This is a genomic window from Paenibacillus sp. KS1, assembly GCF_001680695.1.
GTDB classification, from domain to species: Bacteria; Bacillota; Bacilli; order Paenibacillales; family Paenibacillaceae; genus Paenibacillus_B; species Paenibacillus_B suaedae.
The window spans coordinates 40051-64044 of sequence record NZ_MAIS01000033.1 but is presented as its reverse complement, the minus strand read 5'-3'; the positions used below and the strand labels follow the sequence as shown (position 1 = coordinate 64044).

The following is a 23994-nucleotide window of genomic DNA, read 5'->3' as shown; positions in this document are numbered from 1 at the left end:
AACTTCAGTCACATCCTGTTTTGTGACTAGGCTTGAACCAAATCTGATGTAAAATGATGTATAGGGAAGACCTCTTTCTATGGATTGTAGTGTGGTAGCTCAATCTACAAGAGAAGGTCTTCCTTTTTAGCTATTTATATATTTACACAAGATATTTTACGCTCTCACCAACCATCCTTGCATAACCTTTACAAAGCCATTCAATTTAAAACCTTCCATCTTTATGAATGATTCTGTTAGATGTATCCACCGAAGTATTCGATCAAATCGAATGGACCAAACATCAGTTTATGAAATATGCGGATAGTGTTGGTGACAGATTTATTTGCCTCTCAGATCCAAAACTACGTATAATATCAATTATACGCAGTTTTTTTGAGGCTATTTTGGCAGCATAATCGAGGGAGAAATGCGTTATGGAATGGACACGAGATGATTTGCATGCCGTGTACGGGCAGGCGCTTGAAGCCTTTCGTTTGTGGATGGATAATGCGGGGTATACCTTTTATACGAAGAACAATTATTTGGGAGATGTTCGTCAGTATTTACTTACTTTAGACGGCAAGCCCGTCGAAGAAGCGACCAAGTTCCAAGTAATGGCGTTTCTCGCGAAGGTAAAGGCGTCAGGTGTAAGCGATGCGACGCGCAATCGCAAGCATTGTGCGGTGACAAGTTTCTATAAAGCACTGAATGAATTCGAGCTGACGAATGTGAATCCAGCCATCGGTGTGAAGAAGTCGAAGACAGAGATGAATCGTGCACCGGTATATATGAACCCGGAACAGCTGCGGCAGCTTCTCGTGCGAACAGAAGGGAAGTATCGGGAGCGTAATCTTGCAATTCTGATGTTGATGGGATATGCGGGTCTTCGGGTTGGTGAGGTTCATCGTCTGAACGTATCGGATTATTATCCTGAACGGCATTGCATTGAAGTATTGGGCAAGGGGAGGAAGTGGAGAACGATTCCCCTACCAGCGGCGGTTGCTGCTCAGCTGGACATCGCGCTTGCGGAGCGTCTTGCTCCTTGGAGGGAAGGTGAGGATGCTTTCTTCATCTCTCAGAAGGGCCAGCGGTTGTCGATTCGCAATATTCAATACATTGCTGAACAAGCCTTTCATAAGCTGAAGATCGATCAAGAGCGAAGGCAGCAAGGAGGAAGAGGGCGATCATACTCTTGCCATAAGCTGCGCCATTCCTTTGCAACGATGCTGCTGCAGAGCGGGGCAGACATACGAACCGTACAGGAGATGCTCGGACATGCCTCCATTCAAACAACTACGGTCTACACTCACGTATCTGATAAGCAGAAAGAAGAAGCCGTCAATCGTCTGCAGACCTTCATCAATTGAAGCAGGATATTTGCAGCAATGCAGCTGATGCGTTTACAATAAGAAGGAAAACGAATAACGAACCTGCCCTCACTACACACTATATGGTATCAGGGAATAGAGGAGGGGTTGAATGAATGTAATCAAGACGAAGCTGCAAGCGTTATTGCATAATAAGCGGCTTGTTCAGACGCTGAAAATAGCCTTTCCATTAGCGGTCATCATTTTCGTCTTTATTCAAGGAAAGAAGGAATTATCCAGATTTTCACTTCGGGAATCGCTCCATGCGATACGATTAATATCGAGTGAGTATTTTACGGGGCTCATAGTACTAGGTGGACTAGCGGTTGCGACCATGTTTTTCTATGATCGCCTGCTGCTGCGTTCGATTAAAGCTCCTGTTACCATAGGGAAAACGTTTCGAGTATCCTGGATCGCGAATACCTTTAACGGGATTGTCGGCTTTGGTGGGATCGCAGGGGTAGGAATTCGTACCGTTTTGTATCGTCAATTTACAGGTGATGCCAGCAGGCTGCTGATTGCAATTGCATGGATGGCGCCTTCTATGATTAGTGGGTTGTCCCTATTGGGTATCTTAGTACTGCTGCATGTGTTCCCTGCGAGTGAATTGCTCGCCGCCAAAGGATGGCTATGGGTTGTCCTAGTCGGGGTGGCTTTGTTCTTCCCCGTGTACTTACTCTTCTCACGTTGGAAGGGAAGAGCGAATGCGAACGCCAAACTGACATTCGGATATACGGTTGTGTCATTCATCGAATGGCTCGCTGCAGGATCAGTTGCCTATGTTATCTTGCATATGCTGAAGGCAGACGTCTCCTTCGCTGAAGTCATCGGTGTATTTACGGTAAGTGCCATAGCCGGCCTTATCAGTATGGTGCCCGGTGGATTCGGAACATTCGATATTACGTTCTTAATCGGTTTGCAAGCATTAGGAGTTGCAGACAGTACAGTATTTACAGCACTGCTGCTGTACCGAACCGTGTACTACTTCATCCCGTTTACACTTGGCTTAATTTTCGCAGCATTCGAGTTCGGCGAAGTTGCGGTGAAGAAGTTCGAGGATCACCCAACGTTAGGTTCATATATTGAATCTGGCAGCATCTTGTGGTTCGTACAGCGCTCGTTATGGAATTCGCTGTCTGCTTGGTCAGTCGTAATCTTGCTGTTTATGACTTCCATATTTTTATTTACATACACGTTCACCGAGCCATCATGGGAATCATCCATGTTCGTTCTTCCGTTATTCCATGGTCAAGTATTTCCAATTGTGAATGGTATCTTACTTGGTGCCAGCCTGTTGATCCTGCTGCAATTGAAGGGACTCTTCGAGCGCACAATTCGGGCATATGTGATGACACTGGCAGCCTTAGCGATATGTACGCTGCTGACGTTCCTGCTAGGAACGACGATTCGCCATACGTTGTGGCTGTGCGGGATGCTGCTGTTCCTGTTCCTTATTCGCTCACAGTTCACTCGTTATCGATTCCCGTTAACGAAGAGTACGATATTCTTCACAACCTTATTCGGATCACTACTCATGGTTCTGTACATGATGCTGGGATACATGCTGGCAGAATTCCATGAGAAGGTTGCGGATGCAGCAACTTACACACTTAGCTATGGCCAATTTACAACAACGCTAGTTACTGGTCTGCTAGTAGCGGCTATTATGTACGTGATTGGGGTACTTGTATTCGAGCGCCATCTGAAGAAGCCGCTAGGTAGAGATTGGCGTAGCGATGATCAAGTGCTTCTGACAGGCATTAATGGCTGGATGTATCAGAATGTTGCGGACAAGCGTGTCTTCTCAGTCAACAGCGGCAAAATTCGCTTTCCCTTCATTATTAAGGGACGGCGGGTAATTATGCTTGGCATGCCGCAGCTGGAGCGGATGAAAGCGAAAGAACATGATGCTCTTCATTCCCTGTACGAACATGCGGATCGCTTTGGTCTGGATATTGTGTTCTATCAAGCAGGCATAGATGGCATGCCGCTGCTTCATGATTATGGTAATGACTTCTTCAAAGTAGGGGAAATTGCACGGTATGAATTCACCGAGCCGAGCATGGCATCGCCGGTGCACCAGTATGAGCTAAGCAGCTTCCCGTTGGAAGCTGAACATGTTCAGCAAGTCATAGACGCGGCCAGCAGCTGGGAGTCTGCGACACCAGGGTATATCGAGACGCTTCAACGATTGCTGACGGTATCGGATTGCACGCTCCAACTCGTTCGCTTATTTAATGAAACGGATGGAGATCTCTTGCTTGGATACGTTGTGCTGAGAGTCGATGAGGCCTCTGGGACGGTAATGATCGGTGATATTCGTTCTTGCCGCGGCTTATGTCAACCCGAACAGGATGAAGTACTTCAGCAGCTACGTGATATCATCGTATGGATCGGACAGTATCATCATTGCAAGCAGCTTGTCAGCGGATTAATTCCATTGTCCCATGTTGAGTCGGATCGTTCACCCTATTTATGGACAGAACGAACTGCTGTTGCGATCTTCCGGAGAATCCGTGAGCTGTATCCAATGAATAACTATAGAAGAATATGGCTAGCATTATTCGATGTTACGTGGGAGCCGCAATATATTGCTTTCCGCAAGCAGCGTCATATGAACTGGACGGTATGGCGGGTAACGCGTATTATTCGGCGTTTGCAGCGATAGTGTGATTCATTTCATACGAAAATGATAAAATTTTGAAAGTTACAGAAAATACATGAAAAGGCTTGGAGGCTGCTCCAGGCCTTTTTTATTGTGAAAAACCGCTTACAGCTCTGCTTTTCGACCGTACTCGCGGGTGGGACATGCTCGATAGTTCTGTTACAATAGGGGTGTTTCAGAATAGGAACGGATTTTCATCAAAGTCTTATCATCAGAAGGTGGTTCCTTATGCTAGGATTTGCAATTTTATTAGGCTTCAACATTGCAGGTGTGTGGCTGCACAATTTGCTTCATCTTCCGCTGCCCGGCAACGTGCTTGGATTGGTGCTATTCCTGATTGCACTTGGCATGAAATGGGTGAAGCTGGAGTGGGTTGAACAATCCGCTCAATTCCTGCTTGATCATATGTTGTTGTTCTTCATCCCTTATGTAGTCGGTATTATGGCATTTATGCCTGTTTTGAGTGCACATTGGTTCAGCATTTCTGCTGGAATTATCGGTAGTACACTCGTCGTTCTCTGGATGACAGGCTTCGTTGCTTCGAAGATGGAGAAGAAACCGGATGAAGCTAATGAGATGCCGACAAGAAAGGAAGATGCAGCATGAACCTTTTATCATGGACGCAACAGCCATTGTTCGGAATAGCTGCAACGATCGTTGTGTATGCATTATCCCGTGTACTGCATGTGCGATTCAAATGGATGCATCCGATCCTCTTTTGCTCGGCGGTGTTGATCGGTTTTCTCGTCATTGGCAATATCCCGCTCCAGGATTACAAAAACGGGGCAGATATTTTGGCACTTATTCTTGGGCCAGCGACAATCGCGCTCGGTGTTCCTATTTATAAATATCGTGAGCTAGTCAAAAAGCAATTTGCTGCAATTTGCCTGTCCATTACGTGCGGCTCTATCGTGGGAATTGTGAGTGTGGCGGCGATCATGATGAGTTTAGACGGGGCGAGGGAAGTTATGCTGAGCATGCTGCCGAAATCAGTCAGTTCTCCAATCGCAGTTGAAATTGCCAAGTCGTTGGGTGCTATGCCTGAACTGTCTGCTGTATTTACTGTATTCACAGGGGTTGTTGGTGCATTGTTCGGTACAACCTTCCTGCGGATGACCGGTATTCGCGGCGAAGTGCCACTTGGGATCGCAATGGGGACGGCTGCGCATGGATTCGGGACTGCGAAGAGCTTGGCGGACTCAGAGAAGCAGGGGACATTCAGTGGATTGGCAATGGGGTTAGCGGGCCTGATTACCTCCATTCTTTTCACACCAATTTATATGTTCCTAATGTAAGAGGTAAGAACTCGATCTATGGTCTGCATGGATCGGTTAATAAGAAGATCAGGACGTTCTTCGCAAACTGCGAGGGGCGTTTTTTTGTATGTGCTGTTATCTATGATGCAACGAATGAAGGGGAGCCCCCATACTGTTGCGTCCCATATGTATCGTTATCCCTTCGGGGAAATGAAATGAAACATTTTTGGTTCTATCACGTTGATACTTATGTAGACTTATCTGAGCATACAATTCAGATGTATCACTTCACTAATTTCGTATAAAAGGTATGGAGGAAAGGAGTTGATTCCTTGAAAGCAACAATATGGGCATGGGGGATCCTCTTGGGATTAAGTTTGCCGTCTCTCGCAGGTGCAGCAGGTACATACTCTGCCGAGAAGGTGTACACCGATCAGGAGAGCGGAGCGGTCTATTATAATGTTGAGCGAATTGATCTGGAGGCACGTGAGGAGCGTGTCGTCGTTCAAATGGCTGATGGGCAATGGAAGAAATGGGATCCGAGCATTCGGAGCATGCGAGTAGAAAAGGGGCAGCAGCATCCTCTGCTCAAGACCAATTATGCAGATAATATTGAAGGCGGGATGCAGTATACGTATGATCCTGAGGATCAGGAAGTTGTGAAGGGTAAAGTGTTTCGTTCCTCGCCAGACCGCAAATGGGGAATCCATGAGCGGTTATATTTTGAACCGACTGCAGAAGGGTACATGACCACGGTTCATAGCTATATACTGCGCAACAATCAAACAGGGCATACGAAGGAATGGCTTCGAACTAGCTATTCGACAGGGGCTGTCTGGCTCTCAGACAATCGCATCATATACAGCCGGTTGAATGGAGAAAAATCGAATCAAGAGGAGATTGTGATCTTCGACCCTGCAACAAGTCAATTGGAACGAATCGTATTCGGCAATCTTAGAGGCGTTGATCCTGAGAAGGGATACGTGGTATATACATTGAATAAGCCGGATCGTCCTCTATATGTGTTGGACTTGAAGAAGCGGATATCCAAGCCGTTGAAGGATTGGGCTGCTGCAGAGGCATATTTGCCGAAGTTGGACAATGCCAAGGATGCTACCGCAGATTTGCCGACGGACTTCGATCTGGATGCATTGCCCGAGGAAAAAATAACGATGAAGATCCAGCGCGATTACGAGGTTAAGGTTGATAAGGCATCGATTCGCGTGCCGATCGTATTTGAAGAAAAAGGGTATATTCGTATCCCTGTTAAACCGCTCGCGGATGCATGCGGCTGGCAGCTTATCAAGCTAGAGAAGCTGAAAAAGCAGAATGGCGCTCATCGATTTAAGCTTGTGAATGGCAGCCGAACTATGGAGCTGAATGCGGAGAATAGTGTGCTGGAGGAAGGAACACTCTATGTTACACCTGATCAGATTAAGCAGCTTGGATACAAGTCAGTTCATGTGACTTACAATCCAGAACGCTAATCCATACTCATAGCGATAAGGTATTGGTTTCGATAGGGCATGCATCTGCATGCCCTATTTTTATTCGTCCATAATAGGCGCTGCAACCGATCCACAATACCATCATGCTGTGTTCCAAATGCTATTTTACGGTGGTATATGTGATGGTCGTAAACACGCCTCCTGCTGGATTGATAAAATAAAATTATTAGGAGCATGGTGTGGATCGCACACTTCTTAACATCCTGGCCATCATGCCAACATTACCAAGTCGAATTTTCACCATCTCTCCACTAGACATCACATCTGGAGTAACTACCATGATTCAATCCGACTCCTTCTTAAGGGGATGTCCTTGCTGATGGATCATATCTGGTAAGTGGACAATAAGTCGATAAGTATGGACTATAATCAAAACCATAAACCTGTACAGCAGGTATAATAGTTGCAACATCTTGAAAACGCTTCCTTCGCGATGGAGTTCGCATTTCACACATTTCACGTAACGAAAGGAGTCGAATTGATGATCAAGATGAAGAAATGGGCCAGCTTCATTGTTGCTGCCGTCATGTTTCTGTCCACCTTTCACACAGCCTTTGCCGAAGAAAATGAGCTCAAGGAGCCAGATGGAATGAGGAATGTAGCGAGCGGAATATCTTATTCTTATTCTCAGCCCCCTCATGAAAATTACCCAGATGATGGATCGAAGTTGACAGATGGCAAATATGGAGACGTTAATGACTTCATGGATGGGAACTGGACGGGGTTGTTGAAAGGGAAGACAAGAGAAATCACATTTGACTTAGGAGAGAGCAAGTCGATCGGCCGAATTAAATCACACTTTCTCTATAACAACAGCGTAGGCATTTATACACCGACCATATTGTCTTACTATGCATCCGAGGATGGCCAGAATTGGGCTCCAGTGAAGTACATGAATTCTCCAGCCTCGCTATGGTCTGATATTCCAACAGCTGGCTATGAATATGTATGGGATGCTGCAACAGATCGAGTTCCTCATCCTTCCAGTCAAGCGAAGAAGATCTATGCGCGCTATGTGAAGATCGCGGTCACCACACAAATCTGGGTGTTCATGGATGAGGTAGAGATCTGGGGTGTTGACGGCAAGACGTCTGATGCATATGCACTTCGTCCAGTGACACCATCGTATTTGAAGCCGGGTAATGATACAGCAGGAATCCGCGATCTGTGGCTTATGTACAATGGAATGTACGATAACAATCGCGGCAATTGGACGAAGGAGAAGCTCATGCCGTATGTCAGCTACGTCGACAATAATGGTCAACCGACAGACTGGATGTATGACGGCACGCTCGTTCTAGGCCTTCGTACGCCGGATTACCAACGGGATTTTGGTTATTCAGCAAATCTTGAAGACTGGAAATGGTATTTGGATAAGACGTTTAAGCCGGGTGGAGACCTGAGCGCATTGAATGACACGGTTAAAGAAGTGGGAGAGAAGCTGAATGATCCGAACCATAAGATGAAGGTTGTTATCATGATCCCGAATCCGGGTGAGGGGATATCCAACTTTGGAGATATCGACGGAGATGGCATTTCTGAGAGCTTCGTACCGAGTGAGGTAGGGGAAGAGCAGTCCTTTGCGAATCGGCAGAAGGCTGTTGACTGGTACTTGGATCAAGTCAGAACAAGATGGATTAAGGGTCGTTATGACAGCTTGGAGATCTCCGGTATGTACTGGCTGGACGAAGGGGTATCAAACGGTAAGACGTCCGATGAGAAGTTGATTAAGCATATTGGAGAGATTGTGCACAAGCGCGGACAGAAGTTGTTTTGGATTCCTTATTTCGGTGCGAATAAGAACTATGCGGCTCGGGCTCTGGGATTCGATGCAGCAGCGCTTCAGCCGAACCACTTCTGGGACGGCAGCAATCCGGAACGCATTGAAGATACCGCTTATTTGGCGAAGCATCATGGTCTCGGTGTTGAGTTAGAGACAGACGAAGCAATGTTCGAGAATGAAGCTTCACGCGGCAATTATATTGATTACTTGAACGGTGGGGTCGATTATGGGTACATGACGGAAACGTTCAAGGCCTATTATCAAGGGGTTGATTCCTTGCTCACCAGTTCACGCAGCAGTGACCCTCGGATTCGTGAGCTATATGATTGGATGTACCAATTTGTGAAGGGGACGTATCAGAAGCAGCCTCGATAAACGATGAATGGGGAGCGCAGCGAAGCACGGAATAGACATAAGTCATCAAGAATGGGTGATCAACCCATGCTTACTCAATACACGATTTTATTGAAAAATCGACGAGAGGGGTTTTTATTGATGATTAAGTTGAAGAGAGTCGTGAGCTTCGTCGCAGCTTCCATCATGCTTCTGTCCACCTTCCAAGCTGCATTAGCGGTAGATATTGAACCTACAGTGGCCGCCGATGGAATGAGGAATTTGGCAAGCGGGATTTCGTATTCCTTCACCCATCAGCCACCTGATGAAAATTACCCAGACGATGGAACGAAGCTGACAGATGGAAAGTATGGAGATGCCAATGATTTTATGGACCCGAACTGGACCGCATTGTTAAAAGGAAAGACGCGTGAAATCATATTTGATTTGGGCGAAAGCAAATCGATTGGGAAGATTAAGTCTCACTTTCTCTACAATCAAGAAGTAGGCATCTATACACCAGAAATTGTCTCCTATTATGCCTCAGAAGACGGGATGAATTGGGCCCCTGTAAAATACATGAATTCCCCGGTACCGCTCTGGACCAATATTCCGACTGCAGCCTATGATTATGTGTGGGACGCAGCGGTAGATCGAGTTCCCCATCCATCCAGTCAAGCGAAGAAAATCTATGCCCGGTATGTGAAAATTGCAGTTACGACAGAGATTTGGGTGTTCATGGACGAAGTGGAGATATGGGGTGTAGATGGAAAAACAGCGGATGCATATGCGCTTCGCCCAGTCACATCTTCTTATTTGAAGCCGGGAAATGATACGGCAGGCATTCACGATCTGTGGCTCATGTACAACAGTATGTATAGTAACGATCGCGGCAATTGGACAAAGGAGAAGCTCATGCCGTACGTCAGTTATGTTGACAACAACGGAGAGCCGCAGGACTGGATGTATGATGGAACGCTTTTATTAGGCATTCGTACGGCGGATTACCAGCGGGATTTTGGGATTAACGCAGTACTTGATGACTGGAAATGGTATCTGGACAAAATGTTCAAGCCGGGCGGGGATCTGAGCGAGTTAAATGCTGCTGTGACAGAAGCAGGGAATAAGCTGAATGATTCGCATCATAAGATGAAAGTCGTCATTATGATTCCGAATCCTGGTGAGACGATTTCAAATTTTGGAGATGTCGATGGGGACGGGATCTCTGAGAACTTTGTGCCTAGTGATGTTGGCGCGGAACAATCCTTTACGAATCGGAAAAAGGCTGTTGATTGGTATTTGGATCAAGTAAGAACAAAATGGATTAAAGGCCGATACGACCGTTTGGAATTGGTTGGAATGTATTGGATGGCCGAATCGATGGGAAGAGACAATTCATCGGACGAGAAGTTGGTCAAGCATGCTGGAGATATCGTGCATAAGAGAGGACAGAAGCTGTTCTGGGTTCCGAATTTTGGTGGCAACAGGAACTATGCAGCACGTGCGATAGGGTTCGACGCGACAGCGCTGCAGCCGAACCATTATTGGGGTGGAACTAACCCAGATCGGATTGAAGATGCGGCGTACTTAGCGAAGCATCACGGTCTAGGTATTGAGATGGAGATGGATGAGGATGCATTCACGAATGGTGCATCACGCGGCTATTACATTGATTATTTGAATGGAGGGGTCGACTTCGGCTATATGAACGAAGCATTCATGGCTTATTACCAAGGTGTAGATGCCCTGCTCGACAGTTCTCGCAGCAGTGATCCGCGGATTCGTGAGCTTTATGATTGGATGTACCAATTTGTGAAGGGTACGTATCAGAAGCAGCCTCGATAAATGGTCTAATTGATAGAAGATGACAGCGGTTCACTCCGGGTCATCTTCTTTTTATTTCTATGGGCCATACTCTGGTCATCCATCGGCGTTTTTGAAGCCGCATGATGAGATTACGGAACTGCAAGTGCTAATACAGATGTTCTAAATAATGGGGCTGCCGCATGGCAGCTCTTTTGCATGACTTCTCAGAGAATAGGATATTTATTAGTTGAATAGTTTATCCAGTTTGATATGATGAGATAGGTTGAATTATCCAAAAATGAGAGGTCGATTCATGAAGGGAGTGGGTACGAAGAGAATTGTAAGCGTTTTGCTATCAATTTTATGTAAACGCTTTATTGCAAAGATTAAAGGAGAGTGAATTCGTGAAAGTAAAGAAAAGCATAAGCCTGCTGACTGCTTCCTTCATGCTTGCTTCTGTGATCATGACATCGTTTTTCTCAACAATAGTGTCTGCAGATTATTTGCCCAAAAACAGTGAAAAATCCAATGGCGCTTCGAATATTGTGATTATGAACACCGGATATGATAACCGAGAGAATACGAATGGCACGAAGAGAGGGGAGTACGGGAAGGATCATTTTCTTCCTTACGTAGGATACTTGAATCAAGATGGAGTTGCAGAGGATGCGTTCTTCGATACATTCCTCCTGCTCACGAAGACATCCCCCTACAAGGGCAGTCTCACTCGCTATTACCCATGGGCGGCAGGAAGCAAGCCAGGAACTTGGCAGGATTGGAAATGGTCGATAGATCGCTTGTTCGAGAAGGGGCTGCAGCTCGAGGGGTTGGATGCTGCAGTTGAACAGGTAGGCAAGGATTTGCATGAACCTAATAAAAAGGTAAACGTGTATGTTACATTGCCTTTCCCAGACCCACAGAGCAAGGACTTTGGGGATTTCAATGGCGATGGCAGAGTGAAAAATCTAGAAAACTTGAATACGCGCAAAGAGTTAATCCGCTGGTACATCGACACGATAACCGCTCGCTTCGAGCAACAGCAGTATAAGCATTTGAAGCTGAGCGGCTTCTATTGGCTCCAAGAGGATCTCGATACAACTGTACCTGGGGAGCCGGAGAGTGCGGATTTCGCATCCCAGTACTTGCAGCAGCGCGGCATGCGTCTAGGCTGGCTTCCTTGGTATGGTGCAGGGGAGAAGGCGAATGGGAAGCGGCTAGGCTTTGACTTCTCAGCCCTTCAGCCGAACCATTATGGCGACGACAGCACCACAATTGAGCGGGTGGAAGAGATTGCGGACTTGGCTTATGCCAATGAAGCGGGAGTCAAAGTAGAGCTTGATCAGCGTATTGTGGGCGCTCCGCGGTACCGTCAAGCATTTTATAACTATTTAATTACTGGTGTGAAGAAGCAGTTTATGAATCAGTCTCTTCTTGCGTATTACCAAGACGTGTACGCAATCTATGATCTCTATCATTCTGAGGTACCGGCGGCGAAGCAGATGTATACGGATCTATACAGGTTTGCAACGGGCAAGTTTATTCCTCCGCAAGGGAACTTTGCAGGAAAAGTGGTTGATCGTCAGGGCAACGGTATTGCAGGGGCGACGTTAAAGGATAAGGCAGGGAAGGCTGTCACCACTGATACAGAAGGTCAGTTCGCGATGAGCGATCTGTATGCAACCGAGAATACCTTTGTCGTAGAGAAACAAGGCTTGCCCAGCAAATCTATTGTCGTCAACATCCATGATAAGCAGACGATTTATCGCGATATTATTCTAGAGAAATCTGGTGAGTCGACAGTAACAGAATCTCGTTCGCTCATAGATTTTGAAAATGAAGTAAAATCCGGAACGAATAACGGCGACCATGTCAAGCGGGCGACGGTTACAGACGCTACATACGTGCTGCAAGGAGAGAAGTCGCTGAAGATCGATTTCAAGGCTTATCCAAATAGCTGGATCGCAGCGTATATCGACTCCGATTATGACGGGTTCGAGAAGGAACATCCGGAGGAATCCTATCCAGCCTATGATCTAAAGGATTGGAGCGGGTATGACGCGGTTAGCTATGCAGTGTTCAATGCCTCGTCCAAACCACAAGAGATACGCGAGGTATTTATGTATGAATATGATTGGGGCAAGACCTTTGCCAGAAACATCATATTCCCGCCTGGACAATGGACCATCATTACGAAGTCGATTCAGGAGCTGAAGCAGGCAGGAATCAATACGAAAAATATCATTCGCTTTGCCCTTATGCGCAACAGGCAATCGGAGGACGCCACGTTCTACCTTGATGATCTAAAGCTATTAAAATATGAAGCAAACCGTCCTGCTCCGGATTACCGGATCATGCTTCCTTCTAAGCTGGCAACTATGGATGTCGGTACGTTGTGGTCACCAGTCGTGATCGACAATAACGATGCACTACAAAAGAAAGTGAATGCGGTCTTCGCGAGCTCGGACTCAAGCATAATTGAAGTGACCTCAGATGGCAAGCTGCATGCTACTAAACCCGGTACTGTCGTGATTCGCGCACAGGTAGGGCAGGTAGAAGTGGAGTCTGTCGTGATTGAGGCTGCACCTTGGGCCTATAATCAGATAATGGGGAACGAAACACCACTATCTATCAACTATGGATTCAAAAATCCTGTACTTCACGATCCTTTGCTGGGTGGAACGCAATATGTCATGAAAAACGGCAGCAACTTGAAGATTGCCCACAAGTACAATGACGGCAATGATATGTGGATTGTGTTCGATCATGCTGGTGCAAATAAGCTCTACGGGATGAAAGAATGGAGGCTTAGTCCGAATGTAGACAAGGATGCCGATCCCGACTTGACGCGCCCATCGACTATGTTGTGGCCTGATATATCGGACTGGATTGGTCCTTATATCGTTGGTGCCAATGATAATGGCAACGGCAAAGGTCAGGATTTCACGGGTGGCAATCATAATTATGATGGCGGCGAGAACAGTTCTACGACAGGAAGAACCGTTAAATATAATGTGTGGGTGGACGGGAAGCAGCTTCAAGATGGGACAGCAATCGCCGGGACCAAGGTGAAAATTGAGGTTGTGAATCGAATTCAGGGCTTCAATACGAAGGAGCAGGACGGACGTGGTCGTGAAATCTTGCAGGAGACGGTTACGTATGAAATCGAAGGCGGCAAAGTACAAGTTCATACGGAAATTATGCCTCTGGAAGAGATTACGTTATATCGTTATTATGGATTGCAGTCCGTCAACGGAGCATGGAATCAAGAAGTACGCTACTATGCAGGGGAGACGGAAGTAGGCAGAAGCGGCTCGAGCGTGTATAGTGATTCGGGAACGAAAGCCCAGCATCCAGACGTAGATAAGTATTGGCTGAGTTCAGGAGTACAGGATGGGAGCCAGCATCAGCTGCTCGTGACGCTGAATCGCAATTACGGACTTGGTAAATTGCAATATCTGGCTGATGATCAACCGATTGTCTTTACTCAGGAGTATGGGAAATCCTACTTCCTGCAAGTCTTTAACAAATCAGTTGTATTGGAACAGGGAGAGAAGGTTGGCTGGCAGGGAACCTATCAATTCTTTTCTACTCCAGCACAGGAAAGAACGATTAGATTGCTGAGCCAGTATGCCAATGGATATGCTGTACCTACAGAAGATGCTATCTATCATTGGGAAGTCATCGGTGATGCGGTTGAGAAAATCAGTGAATCCAGTAACAGCGTGACGATGAAGGGGGTAAAACCAGGTACGGCAGCGGTTAACGTTACAATGAACTACAATGGCAAGTCAGAAACCTTCCGTTCGACGGTACAAGTAGGGGACAGCGGGATCGTAGATACTACTGAACTTCAGCAGCTGTATGAGGAGGTATCGTGGTTGCTTCAGCAAACAGGTAGCGAATTCATTCAGGCCAAATGGCAATTGGGAGAAAAAACGATTGAGGTCATGAGATGGCTGAAGTCAGAAGGTTACACGCGAGCGAATGTAGATGAAGCTGTCCGAGAGCTTAAAGACGAGATCGCCATCTTTAAGAAGAGTGCACAAATTTAGTATGGCTCTGCTCCTTCTTATATCGTAGTCTCAAAGCAACTGGAAACAGGCAAAATAGAATGAAGCGTCCCAATTCATTGGGGCGCTTTTTTATGGTGTAGATGTGGAAGCTAGCACTAATGCTTACTAGTAATCGCTTCCTCGTGATCCATAATAACCATATTCATTCGATAGGATCTGTATTATAATAGGTCGGTATGTAAAGATGTAAATATTGCTACTACAGCTAGGAGGTGCAAGTGATGAAGTTGCAAGCAAGTCATACCGCTGATCGATCAGAGGCATACCAGGAAGTGAGTCAAAGCTCGGTTATTCGATTGCTGTTCAAGCAGCTAAGACCGAAGCAGTGGACGAAAAATTTGCTCGTATTTGCGGCGCTTATCTTTTCCTTAAAAGCCATTAACGTGTCGGCTTTCGTGAATACCCTGACGACTTTCTTTCTATTCAGCTTCGTATCAGGATGCGTGTATATATTGAATGATTATGTGGATCGGGAAGCAGACCGCAATCACCCGGTCAAGAAGTTCCGTCCTATGGCGTCCGGTGCATTGAATCCAACAGGCGCATTAATGTTTGGAGGAATATTGCTCGTTTGCTCATTGGTGGTATCGTATATGATTAACCCGCTCTTGATGCTTTTGTTAGTTGTCTATTTTGCCATGAATGTGTCGTATTCCCTTAAGCTGAAGCATGTGGTCATTATGGACATTATGGTGATTGCCTCAGGCTTCGTGCTCCGGGCAATTGCAGGAGGATTGGCCATTAACGTGCATCTAACGCCGTGGTTTTTGCTGTGTACGATGCTGTTGTCCCTATTCCTTGCAATTGGCAAGCGGCGGCATGAGCTGTTCTTACTTGACAAGCAGAAGGATGCCCATCGCAAGGTGTTGGACAAGTATTCGTTCACACTGCTTGACCAACTAACGAGTATCGTTGCGACGGCTACGATTATTAGCTACTCGCTATTCACGTTTACAGCTGGCCGAACGATTTATCTCATGTGGACGATCCCATTTGTCATTTACGGCATCTTCCGCTATTTGTACTTGATTCACATCGAGAACAAGGGTGGAGCACCGGATCGCCTGCTGGTAGAGGACAAGCATATTCTTGTGACGGTCGTGCTGTATGTCGCGAGTGTGTTGTCCATCCTGCTTATTTTTGAATAATTGGATAGGGGATGAACGAACGGTTTGACACGTACTAAACTAGCTTTATTTGATATTGACAAAACGATTACAAAGCATGATTCGATGCTGCTGTTCTTGAAGTACGGCATCGCAACCAGACCACGGGCTGCTGTCCATTTGACCTCGGTGTTATGGAATTTGCTGCTGTACAAGACGGGGAGAATTCCTGCCGATAAGGCAAAGGAAGCCTTTTTCTGTGCAATTAATTATATGGACGAAGCAGATCTTGAGGCCTTCTATGACAAGATTCTCGCCAACGATGTGTATGAAGAGGCGGTTGAGGTAATCCGCCGCAAATATGCGGAAGGATACCATGTGCTGCTGGTGACTGCGTCCCCGCATGCTTATATGAAGTACTTCAAGAAGCTGGGCTGTGTGCATGAGGTTATTGGAACCCAACTGGAGAAGAGCAACGATCGATATACATCTCGCATTGTCGGGGTAAATTGCAAGGCGGATGAGAAAGTGGTTCGTATTCGCCAATATGCGAGCGAACAGCGGTTCACGATTGACTATGAATCATCCTGTGCGTATTCGGATTGCTTGAGCGACCTGCCTATGCTGCAATTGGTGAAGCACCGCTATGTTGTCAATCGTGCTTCCGAGGCTGCTCACGGATTGGAGGAGCGTAGATGGAACAGATAACATCGCGTCACTTGGGGAAGCTGCTTATGATCTTCTCCGCCTTCTGCACAGCAACCGGGCAACTGTTCTGGAAATGGGGTGTGCACCAGATTTTATACGTTGGAGTTGGATTTGTTTTTTACGGAGTGGGGGCGCTTCTTATGATTAAGTCGCTTTCTATGGAGAAGTTGTCCGTTGCGTATCCTCTGATGTCCAGCAGCTATATATTTGCCTTGATTTATGGAGGGTTATTCTTGAACGAAGCCATTACCTTGCAAAAGGGAATTGCCGTGCTGCTGTTAATGCTTGGCGTGGGGTTGATCAGCTATGAGAAATGAATGGTTATGGGTGCTGCTTATTTTCATGACATTGTTCGGCTCTTTAGGAAGCGCGTGCTTTAAATGGTATTCCATTCGCCACCGCAAGTGGATTCTGCTCACCGGATTTATGCTGTATGGGATAGGAGCGCTTCTCAATATCTATTTACTGCGGTTTTTGCCGTATACACTTGTTCTTCCAGCGAATGCGCTAACTTATGTGTGGACACTCTGTTTGGCTAAGTGGTGGTTCAAGGAATCGGTAGGTTGGCATAAGGTAGCGGGGATTGGTGTCATCGGGTTAGGATTGGTTATTCTAGTTCAATAGCGAGCTTAGTTGTACATAGGGGGAAATCGGTTGGAAGGCGGAACATTCTATGAGGTCGGGATCGAGTAGGTACTCATACGAGTACCCGCCTAATCATGATTTCCAGTCATTTTGTAGTAACGGAGGATATATCATCATGAAGTTTTGGAAGTCTGTGTTTACTGATAAGAAGGATAATCGCACCGCGCTTATTCTTTTTGTTATTTTTTCACTGCTCTATATTCTACTGAATATTCCTTATTTAACTTATATGGAAGAGTATAAGGACATACTGTTACCGCGCAGTCCATTTAACGACGCGCCTTTTACCTTGAATCTCTTCAATTTCGACCCGTCGTTTTATTATGCGCCGCAATCTTCTTTCATTCATCCACTGCTCAATTTTGTTGCGACACCCTTGAAGGCACTCGCCAACGCAACAATTGGCAATGCGCTCTTTGTTGGAGTTCAAAGTATGACTAATGCGCTCTGTGTTGTCATTCTGTATTATTACTTGCGCCGCAATCAGTGCTGTAATTGGTTGTCTATTAGTACTGCTGCATTCTTCGGGGCGAGTTCGTATAGTATTTTTACTGCCCTTATTCCTGACTCCTATCCATATGCGGTATTCGGGATTCTTCTGACGGTATTGTATGCTCAGTATTGCAGACAGAATAACCGATTTTCCCTTATACCGGTCGCGCTGCTGCTTGTATTGAACTTTGGGATTACCATTACGAATGTTGCTACAGCGGCTGGTGTCCTATTCTTCTGCTCACTGGGACAAGGCAAGCAGTTTATTGTGAAATGGGTGAAGGTTGCGGGGATATTTGCCGTGATGGTTGCGCTGTTGACGGTGCTCCAGCATGTCTTATTTTCCGGCAATACGTGGGTATCCTCCTGGCAGCATAACATTGAAGCTGGGGGCATGAGCTATGTCTCTCCATTCTCGTTCAAGCATCATTGGAAGGCAGTCTATTCCATGATCGAGAGTCCGATTATTACGCCGAACCTTGTTCTCATGAGTGACTCGATTATGGCGTTTGTCACAAATTTAGCATACCCATTCCCGTGGTACGGTCATCTCGTCGGTGCAGTTGTCATTATTTTAAGCTTATTGGCAATTGGGAAAGGGTATCGTTCGGCTGAGGTGTGGTCCTTGAACGTGTATCCTCTGTTTGCCATTCTGCTTCACCTTGTCGTCGGCTTCGGTCTACGAACATTTGAATATGATATGTACCTATATGCTGGGCATTATCTCTTCGCCTTATTCTTGTTAATGGCGTGGTTTATTCATAGTCTGCGCGGACAGGCTCGCCGTGTGCTTACTGGCATTGTAGCGGCGTGTGCAGTCATCACCCTATTGAGCAATATAATGGGACATATGAAGGCGCTGGATACCGTAAAGCAAACATATGCGCAGCTCCAATCGGCAATTATGCAAGATGAGACATCATCACCACGACACAACATCATTGCAAAGGATGAACGATCATGAGTAATATTTCATTGGCCAGGGTGGAACGCAAGCGGGTTCAGCTTCCGCAAGGCGCACTGCTGACCCTGCTTCTGGTGGTCAAATTAACGCTGCTGCGCCACTTCGTCTATGATTCGATTACCGTATCAGGCTTGCTTACCGATATCATTTCCGTACTTGTTCTAGTCAGTCTCTTCGAGATGGTGCTGCCTCGATTCGGCAAAGGTACGTTATATTGGATCTTTCAGGTTATTTTCTCTATTTTGATGTTTGCTGCAACACTGTACCATATTCACTTTAATACAGTACCAACCTTTACTGCATTTGATGAAATGGGACAGGTTCCACAAATCCGCGGCAGTATCGGGCCGCTTGTGAAGTTCTCACACTTTTTGTACTTTGCAGATATCGTGGTGGCTGGAATATTTGTTGCGATTCGTTGGTTGATCCGCAGGACGTATTCGCAGCAGCAAGCTTGGATGGATTCATCCCCGCCACAACGTTATGCAGGTTGGATGTGGAGAACTGCCGCGGCCCTGATTTTGATCGGCTGCATGAGCTATTCCTGGTTCGTAATAGACAAGGCAGAATCGATCAGCAATGAGACGGTGAAGTCAGAGAAGATTGGCTATCTCAACTATCAAGCTGCAACTGCGCTGAAAATCATACGTGAGAACGAGATCATCGCGAATGGGAATTTGGATGAGACGAAAGTGAAGATCCAAGAGCTTCAAGCGGCATATCCTTATCGTAAGGAAAACCCTCCGTCTGGACAGCCGGAGGGTTTCGGATTGGCCCACGGTGCCAACGTGATTGTGGTTCAACTGGAAGCCTTTCAGAACTTCCCGATTCAAGCCAAGCTGGAAGGACAGGAGATTACACCAGTACTGAATGATCTCGTGAAGGAGAGCTATTACTTCCCGAATATTTATCAGCAAATCGGCCAAGGAAATACTTCGGATGCAGAGTTTCTGTCCAATACGTCCATATATCCGACGGGAACGGTAGCGATGTCCACAGGCTTTGGGAAGAGAGAGCTTCCGAGTATGCCTCGTCTTCTTCATGACTTGAAATATCAATCGGCAACGTTTCACGTCAATGATGTGACATTCTGGAACCGGCATTTGCTCTATCCTGGACTAGCATTTGACCATTACTATGACAAGCCGTACTACACGAACGATTTCTTCAATGATTTTGGTGCTTCTGATGAAGAATTGTATAGAGTCGGTGCAGAGCAAATTCGGGAGATGACGAAGCGAAATCAGCCATTCTACGCTCAATTCGTGACGACATCCAGTCATGCGCCATTTGTTGTGCCGGACAAGCTGCGGAAGTTGACGCTTCCTGCCGATATGGAGGGCTCGTACCTAGGGAACTATTTGACTGCAATCAATTATACCGATTATGCACTGGGACAGTTTATCGAGGAGTTGAAGAAGCAGGGGATATGGGATAAAACAATGCTTGTCGTGTATGGCGATCACTTTGGCGTGAATCCGAAGGAAGCAAGCGACAAGGAAATAACCGATCGACTCGGTGTTCCCTATTCGAATGAAGTAAGCCGCTTCAATATTCCGTTGATCATTCATGTACCGAGGCAAGCTGAGTCTAAGATAATCGAAAGGACAGGCGGTCAAATCGACATTATGCCGACAGCTGCCAACCTGCTTGGTATATCCCTGCAAGAAAAGCAATTCCTTGCACTTGGTCGCGATATGTTGAATACAGAAAATAATGTAGTCGGTATGCGCTACTATCTGCCAACAGGCTCCTTCTTCAACAATGAAGTGATGTTCGTACCTGGTGAAGGATTCGATGATGGCACAGCGATATCGCTTAAGACATTGCAGCCCGCGCCTATGAAGGAAGCGTACCGCAAGGACTATGACTATATTCTCTCTCTCATGAAGCTGTCGGATGAATACGTTCAACTGCTGCCGAAGCGATAAGCAGAGCTATTTCTACCTTCACGGAACGAAAATGTTGGTAAAAAGTCACTCGTCTATGATTCTCGCCATGTTATAATAAGTTGGTAGATTATGCCGAATTATGGCGATATATGATGGAGGGGTCAACGTGAGAAAGAGAATATGGACGTGGCTGCTGGTTGTGTCATTGCTTCTAACGGGAATTGGGAGCAGTATACAGCCAGCTTATGCTGCCGCAGCTTCTTCAACCGTAGGAACAATGAAGCTGTATGATTATTCATTGCTGGAATGGAACGGAAAGCGCGTGTTCCTAGGCAGGCATTATGTAGAGACATCTACGGATGGACTGTATCTCGGCTTGAAGCCATTTACAGACATCTTCGGGTTCCAAGCGGATTGGAACAAAACATCGAAGACATTGACATTGAAAAATCAAGAGCATACCTTCGTATTCACAGCCAACAGCAAGCAGGGGAAGGTGGACGGAGCTGCACTGCCGCTGCCTGAAGCTGTTCTGTTCGAGAAAGGTGGCGTTGCGGTACCTTTGTCTTACGGTGCATTGCTGAATAATGTGAAGCTGGAGCTCGTGAATCAGTTGGACAAGGTACATGTTGCGGCGATTCCAAATGAAGATGCATATAGTAACGCGTATGACAAAGTTAGCGGTCCATATCATCAAATGTATAGTACATACGAAAAGGCGCTAGCTGCATATGAGTTGGCATTGAACGATAAGCTTTACTATCTTCAAGGTTACATTGATCAACGAACACCGCTGTACGTGATAGGTTCGAGCACCGCAGAAGGCAATCATACGCTAGCAAACTCATCCACAGCGGGCATGATCATACAGAATCCAGACAAGAGTGGATACTCTCAGAATGGATATGCGGGCTATCATTACTATCTCCGAACTGAAAAGAAAAAGAATATTTTCGGAGAGACGATTGATGTGTACGTATTTGGTGCTCCAACGGCTGCTATGCAAAAAAATATCACCGCGAAGAAAAATGCGTATACAAAGGCCGATGCCAATCTGCGCAAATCAAATAAGCAGTTCGATTCCGTGGTGAATAATTGGATCAATGCCGTGAAAAAGCATTACAAGGGTGCTGGTAAGCCGAATGATCCGAACACACTGGCAGCTATGGCAATCCACTTGAAGGCATTATATATGGACACTGGCGCTTATGCCTTCGATGATGAGGCGAAATCCGTTCTAGCTGTTCTAAAGAAAACGAGTGAAAGTACTCATTGGGGTGTTCGCAACGTATTCGACGAGGGAGATTTCCGCGAACGATTCCAATATTTCTTGAAGAAGGATGTAAATGTAGCACTGAGTATCGCGCACACGCCTGAACAATATAAAGCTGCTGCAGAGATTTTATATACGAAGAAGAACTATAGTGCGGCAAAACTTGCGGCTGATGAAGCGCAAGCACTTGGCGCGAATATGAAGCAAATGTTAGCTGAACTGAACAAGTTGGTTGCGGAAGATAAAGAACAAGAACAATTCAAGGCATGGCAGCAATCCTATGCAGCCCTGATAAAGAAGTTCGAAGCAGAGCTTGCGAAGTACAATCCGGAGAAGAACGGGGAAGAGGGAGCGAGCGCACCTCAAGCGAATAAAGAAGAGATTGATGCTCAGTTCTCGAAGCCGTTAGCTAAGCTGAAGACGGAACTAGCGAGCCTTAAGTCGGTTGAAAAAAATTATGAAGAGTCAAGCCTAGATTCCTTTGAAGCTGCTATCCGTTATCTAACGATGAATCCGACAGATTATGTCAAAGCGGCGGACTTATTCGATGTAGCGAATATCACTTTAGAAATTAAGAACACGAAATAAATAATATAAGAAAAGAAGCTTCAGCAGATAGCTGCAGTCCTACTGTAACCATATGGTTTCGAGGGGACTGCAGCTTTTGTATATATGACTATATCGTGTTGTGATTTAATTCACATACTATCATTCAATTCCATGATATAGTGTAACCATAAAGAACAGGGAGTGATAAAGATGAGAACATTCAAAACATTTGACACAACGGATCAAGTAACTCGCAACTTCCTTCAACTTTGCTATATGTGTGACGATAATGACAGATGCACGACAGAAGAAGAGTGCAGACAATGCTGGGCTGACCAGGGTCTTGCAGCTAAGCCGGAAGAAGAAACACGTGAACTGCTGAATGCTTATTACGCCTAACAAGAAATGACTTTCGTTTCAAATACTTTGTGAAAATAATAACTTACCATGGTTAGTTTTGCCTCCACCTTATATAATAGAAAGAGCGCCGCATACTTGATAGGCAGTATGCGGCGCTCTTTCGCTGTTTCTGGTATATTAGGCTGTTCTCTTAGACAGTGTTGGAGCTGGCTTCGGCTTTGCTGGTGCAATATTGCGGTTCGCCAAGCTCGTCGCAATCATCCCGGCGATAATGACGAACATCCCTACGAGTGACCAGCCTTGTGGGAATGTTCCGTTGAGAAGCAGTACCTCGCCAAGCACGGTGAAGATCAGAATGCCAGCCTGTGTGGACTCAACTCCAGCAAGCAGTGCTGTATTATGCTTCGCCATGTCTGTTGCCAAGAAGAAGAGCAGACTTGCGATTACGCCAGAACTGATGGCAAGCAGCATTGCTTGTCCGAACTGAGAGGCGGATGGCAAACCTACAGACATAGTTCCGTATATGCCAAGCAGGATAGCTATAGGCATACTGCCAAGTGCCATGCCGAGTGTGCGCTGGAAGGAATCCAGCTTGTTGCCGCAGAGCGCCATCATTTTACGGTTGCCAAGCGGATAGAAGGTGGCACCGATAATGACAGGTATAAAGCCCAGCAATAGTTCTGAGAGAGTAACATTACCTGCTTCAGACACTTGCATAAGTACAACACCGATAAGTATAATGACGGAAATGCGCATGCTCTTGAACGGAATGGATTGGCGTACTCTTACCGGGCCATTCGGTGTCTGGCGTGTCTCGAAGAACAGTGGCGACAAGCACGCGCCAATCAATATCGTAATTTGCCATGTTCCCGATGTGAGCCAAGACGGTGCATAGACTGCTGCAAAGCTGAGCAGCGAATAGAACGCGACTCCACACAGGGAACCCCATGTTAGCCACTGCAGGGGATGCTTACGCATTTCACGGAAGAGAGGCGTAAGGTTTTTGCGAAATGCGACAATCGCAAGCAGTATGGGAATCGCAAGTAGAAAGCGGAGCGATGCGGTCCAAGCCCAGCTTGTTCCGGACAGGTTCATCGCGCGGTTAATAATGAATGTGGATGAAAAAAACATGGATGCTAAAATACCAACAAATATGGCTCTCATGATGCTCACCTTACCTCTACTTGAAAATCATTTTCAATTGTGTATCCAGTAAAGTATAATATACTATA

17 protein-coding genes are annotated in these 23994 nt (G+C 46.1%); 16 read left to right on the top strand and 1 reads right to left on the bottom strand.

Annotated elements, in window-relative coordinates; all coding sequences use genetic code 11:
• The first annotated feature begins 416 nt into the window (after window positions 1-416).
• The 16 genes from BBG47_RS13195 to BBG47_RS13120 all read left to right on the top strand — a co-directional run bounded on the left by BBG47_RS13195 (window position 417) and on the right by BBG47_RS13120 (window position 22801).
• Window positions 417-1349 carry a tyrosine-type recombinase/integrase gene (locus BBG47_RS13195; protein ID WP_065292087.1) on the top strand — a complete coding sequence of 311 codons (933 nt, stop codon included), beginning with the start codon at window positions 417-419 and terminating at the stop codon, window positions 1347-1349.
• Between the two features lie 112 nt (window positions 1350-1461).
• Entirely contained in the window at window positions 1462-4017 is a 2556-nt protein-coding gene (locus tag BBG47_RS13190) for a flippase-like domain-containing protein (RefSeq protein WP_065292086.1), read from the top strand.
• Window positions 4018-4242: 225 nt separating this feature from the next.
• Entirely contained in the window at window positions 4243-4620 is a 378-nt protein-coding gene (locus BBG47_RS13185) for a CidA/LrgA family protein (RefSeq protein ID WP_021253843.1), read from the top strand.
• Window positions 4617-5309 (top strand): LrgB family protein, encoded by a 693-nt coding sequence (locus BBG47_RS13180; protein ID WP_065292085.1) that lies wholly within the window; start codon window positions 4617-4619, stop codon window positions 5307-5309. The genes BBG47_RS13185 and BBG47_RS13180 overlap by 4 nt, the downstream gene beginning before the upstream one ends.
• 293 nt (window positions 5310-5602) lie before the next feature.
• Entirely contained in the window at window positions 5603-6757 is a 1155-nt protein-coding gene (locus BBG47_RS13175) for a hypothetical protein (RefSeq protein ID WP_065292084.1), read from the top strand.
• Between the two features lie 502 nt (window positions 6758-7259).
• A complete protein-coding gene (locus BBG47_RS13170) occupies window positions 7260-8936 on the top strand; it encodes a DUF4855 domain-containing protein (RefSeq protein ID WP_175400530.1) in 1677 nt (558 codons plus the stop codon).
• 120 nt (window positions 8937-9056) lie between these two features.
• The gene (locus BBG47_RS13165) at window positions 9057-10739 is read left to right on the top strand and encodes a DUF4855 domain-containing protein (RefSeq protein WP_065292082.1); all 1683 of its coding nucleotides are present in this window, start codon (window positions 9057-9059) and stop codon (window positions 10737-10739) included.
• Window positions 10740-11104: 365 nt separating this feature from the next.
• Window positions 11105-14752, top strand: a complete 3648-nt coding sequence (locus BBG47_RS28960; RefSeq protein ID WP_083189281.1) for a DUF4855 domain-containing protein — start codon at window positions 11105-11107, stop codon at window positions 14750-14752.
• A gap of 242 nt (window positions 14753-14994) precedes the next feature.
• Window positions 14995-15921 carry a decaprenyl-phosphate phosphoribosyltransferase gene (locus BBG47_RS13155; RefSeq protein WP_083189280.1) on the top strand — a complete coding sequence of 309 codons (927 nt, stop codon included), beginning with the start codon at window positions 14995-14997 and terminating at the stop codon, window positions 15919-15921.
• Window positions 15922-15945: 24 nt separating this feature from the next.
• Window positions 15946-16587: an HAD family hydrolase gene (locus tag BBG47_RS13150; protein WP_083189279.1), complete on the top strand. Its 642-nt coding sequence runs from the start codon at window positions 15946-15948 to the stop codon at window positions 16585-16587.
• Window positions 16575-16904, top strand: a complete 330-nt coding sequence (locus BBG47_RS13145) for an EamA family transporter (RefSeq protein ID WP_065292081.1) — start codon at window positions 16575-16577, stop codon at window positions 16902-16904. Before BBG47_RS13150 ends, BBG47_RS13145 begins: the two co-directional genes overlap by 13 nt.
• Window positions 16894-17211 carry an EamA family transporter gene (locus BBG47_RS13140; protein WP_065292080.1) on the top strand — a complete coding sequence of 106 codons (318 nt, stop codon included), beginning with the start codon at window positions 16894-16896 and terminating at the stop codon, window positions 17209-17211. The genes BBG47_RS13145 and BBG47_RS13140 overlap by 11 nt, the downstream gene beginning before the upstream one ends.
• A 136-nt stretch (window positions 17212-17347) precedes the next feature.
• Window positions 17348-18688, top strand: a complete 1341-nt coding sequence (locus BBG47_RS13135) for a DUF6080 domain-containing protein (protein WP_065292079.1) — start codon at window positions 17348-17350, stop codon at window positions 18686-18688.
• Entirely contained in the window at window positions 18685-20619 is a 1935-nt protein-coding gene (locus tag BBG47_RS13130) for an LTA synthase family protein (protein WP_065292078.1), read from the top strand. Before BBG47_RS13135 ends, BBG47_RS13130 begins: the two co-directional genes overlap by 4 nt.
• 127 nt (window positions 20620-20746) lie before the next feature.
• A complete protein-coding gene (locus BBG47_RS13125) occupies window positions 20747-22441 on the top strand; it encodes a stalk domain-containing protein (RefSeq protein ID WP_065292077.1) in 1695 nt (564 codons plus the stop codon).
• 171 nt (window positions 22442-22612) lie between these two features.
• Window positions 22613-22801 carry a hypothetical protein gene (locus tag BBG47_RS13120; RefSeq protein ID WP_065292076.1) on the top strand — a complete coding sequence of 63 codons (189 nt, stop codon included), beginning with the start codon at window positions 22613-22615 and terminating at the stop codon, window positions 22799-22801.
• A gap of 138 nt (window positions 22802-22939) precedes the next feature.
• On the opposite strand, the gene BBG47_RS13115 is transcribed toward BBG47_RS13120, so the two are convergent.
• Window positions 22940-23926 (bottom strand): DMT family transporter, encoded by a 987-nt coding sequence (locus BBG47_RS13115; RefSeq protein WP_065292075.1) that lies wholly within the window; start codon window positions 23924-23926, stop codon window positions 22940-22942.
• Window positions 23927-23994: the final 68 nt, after the last annotated feature.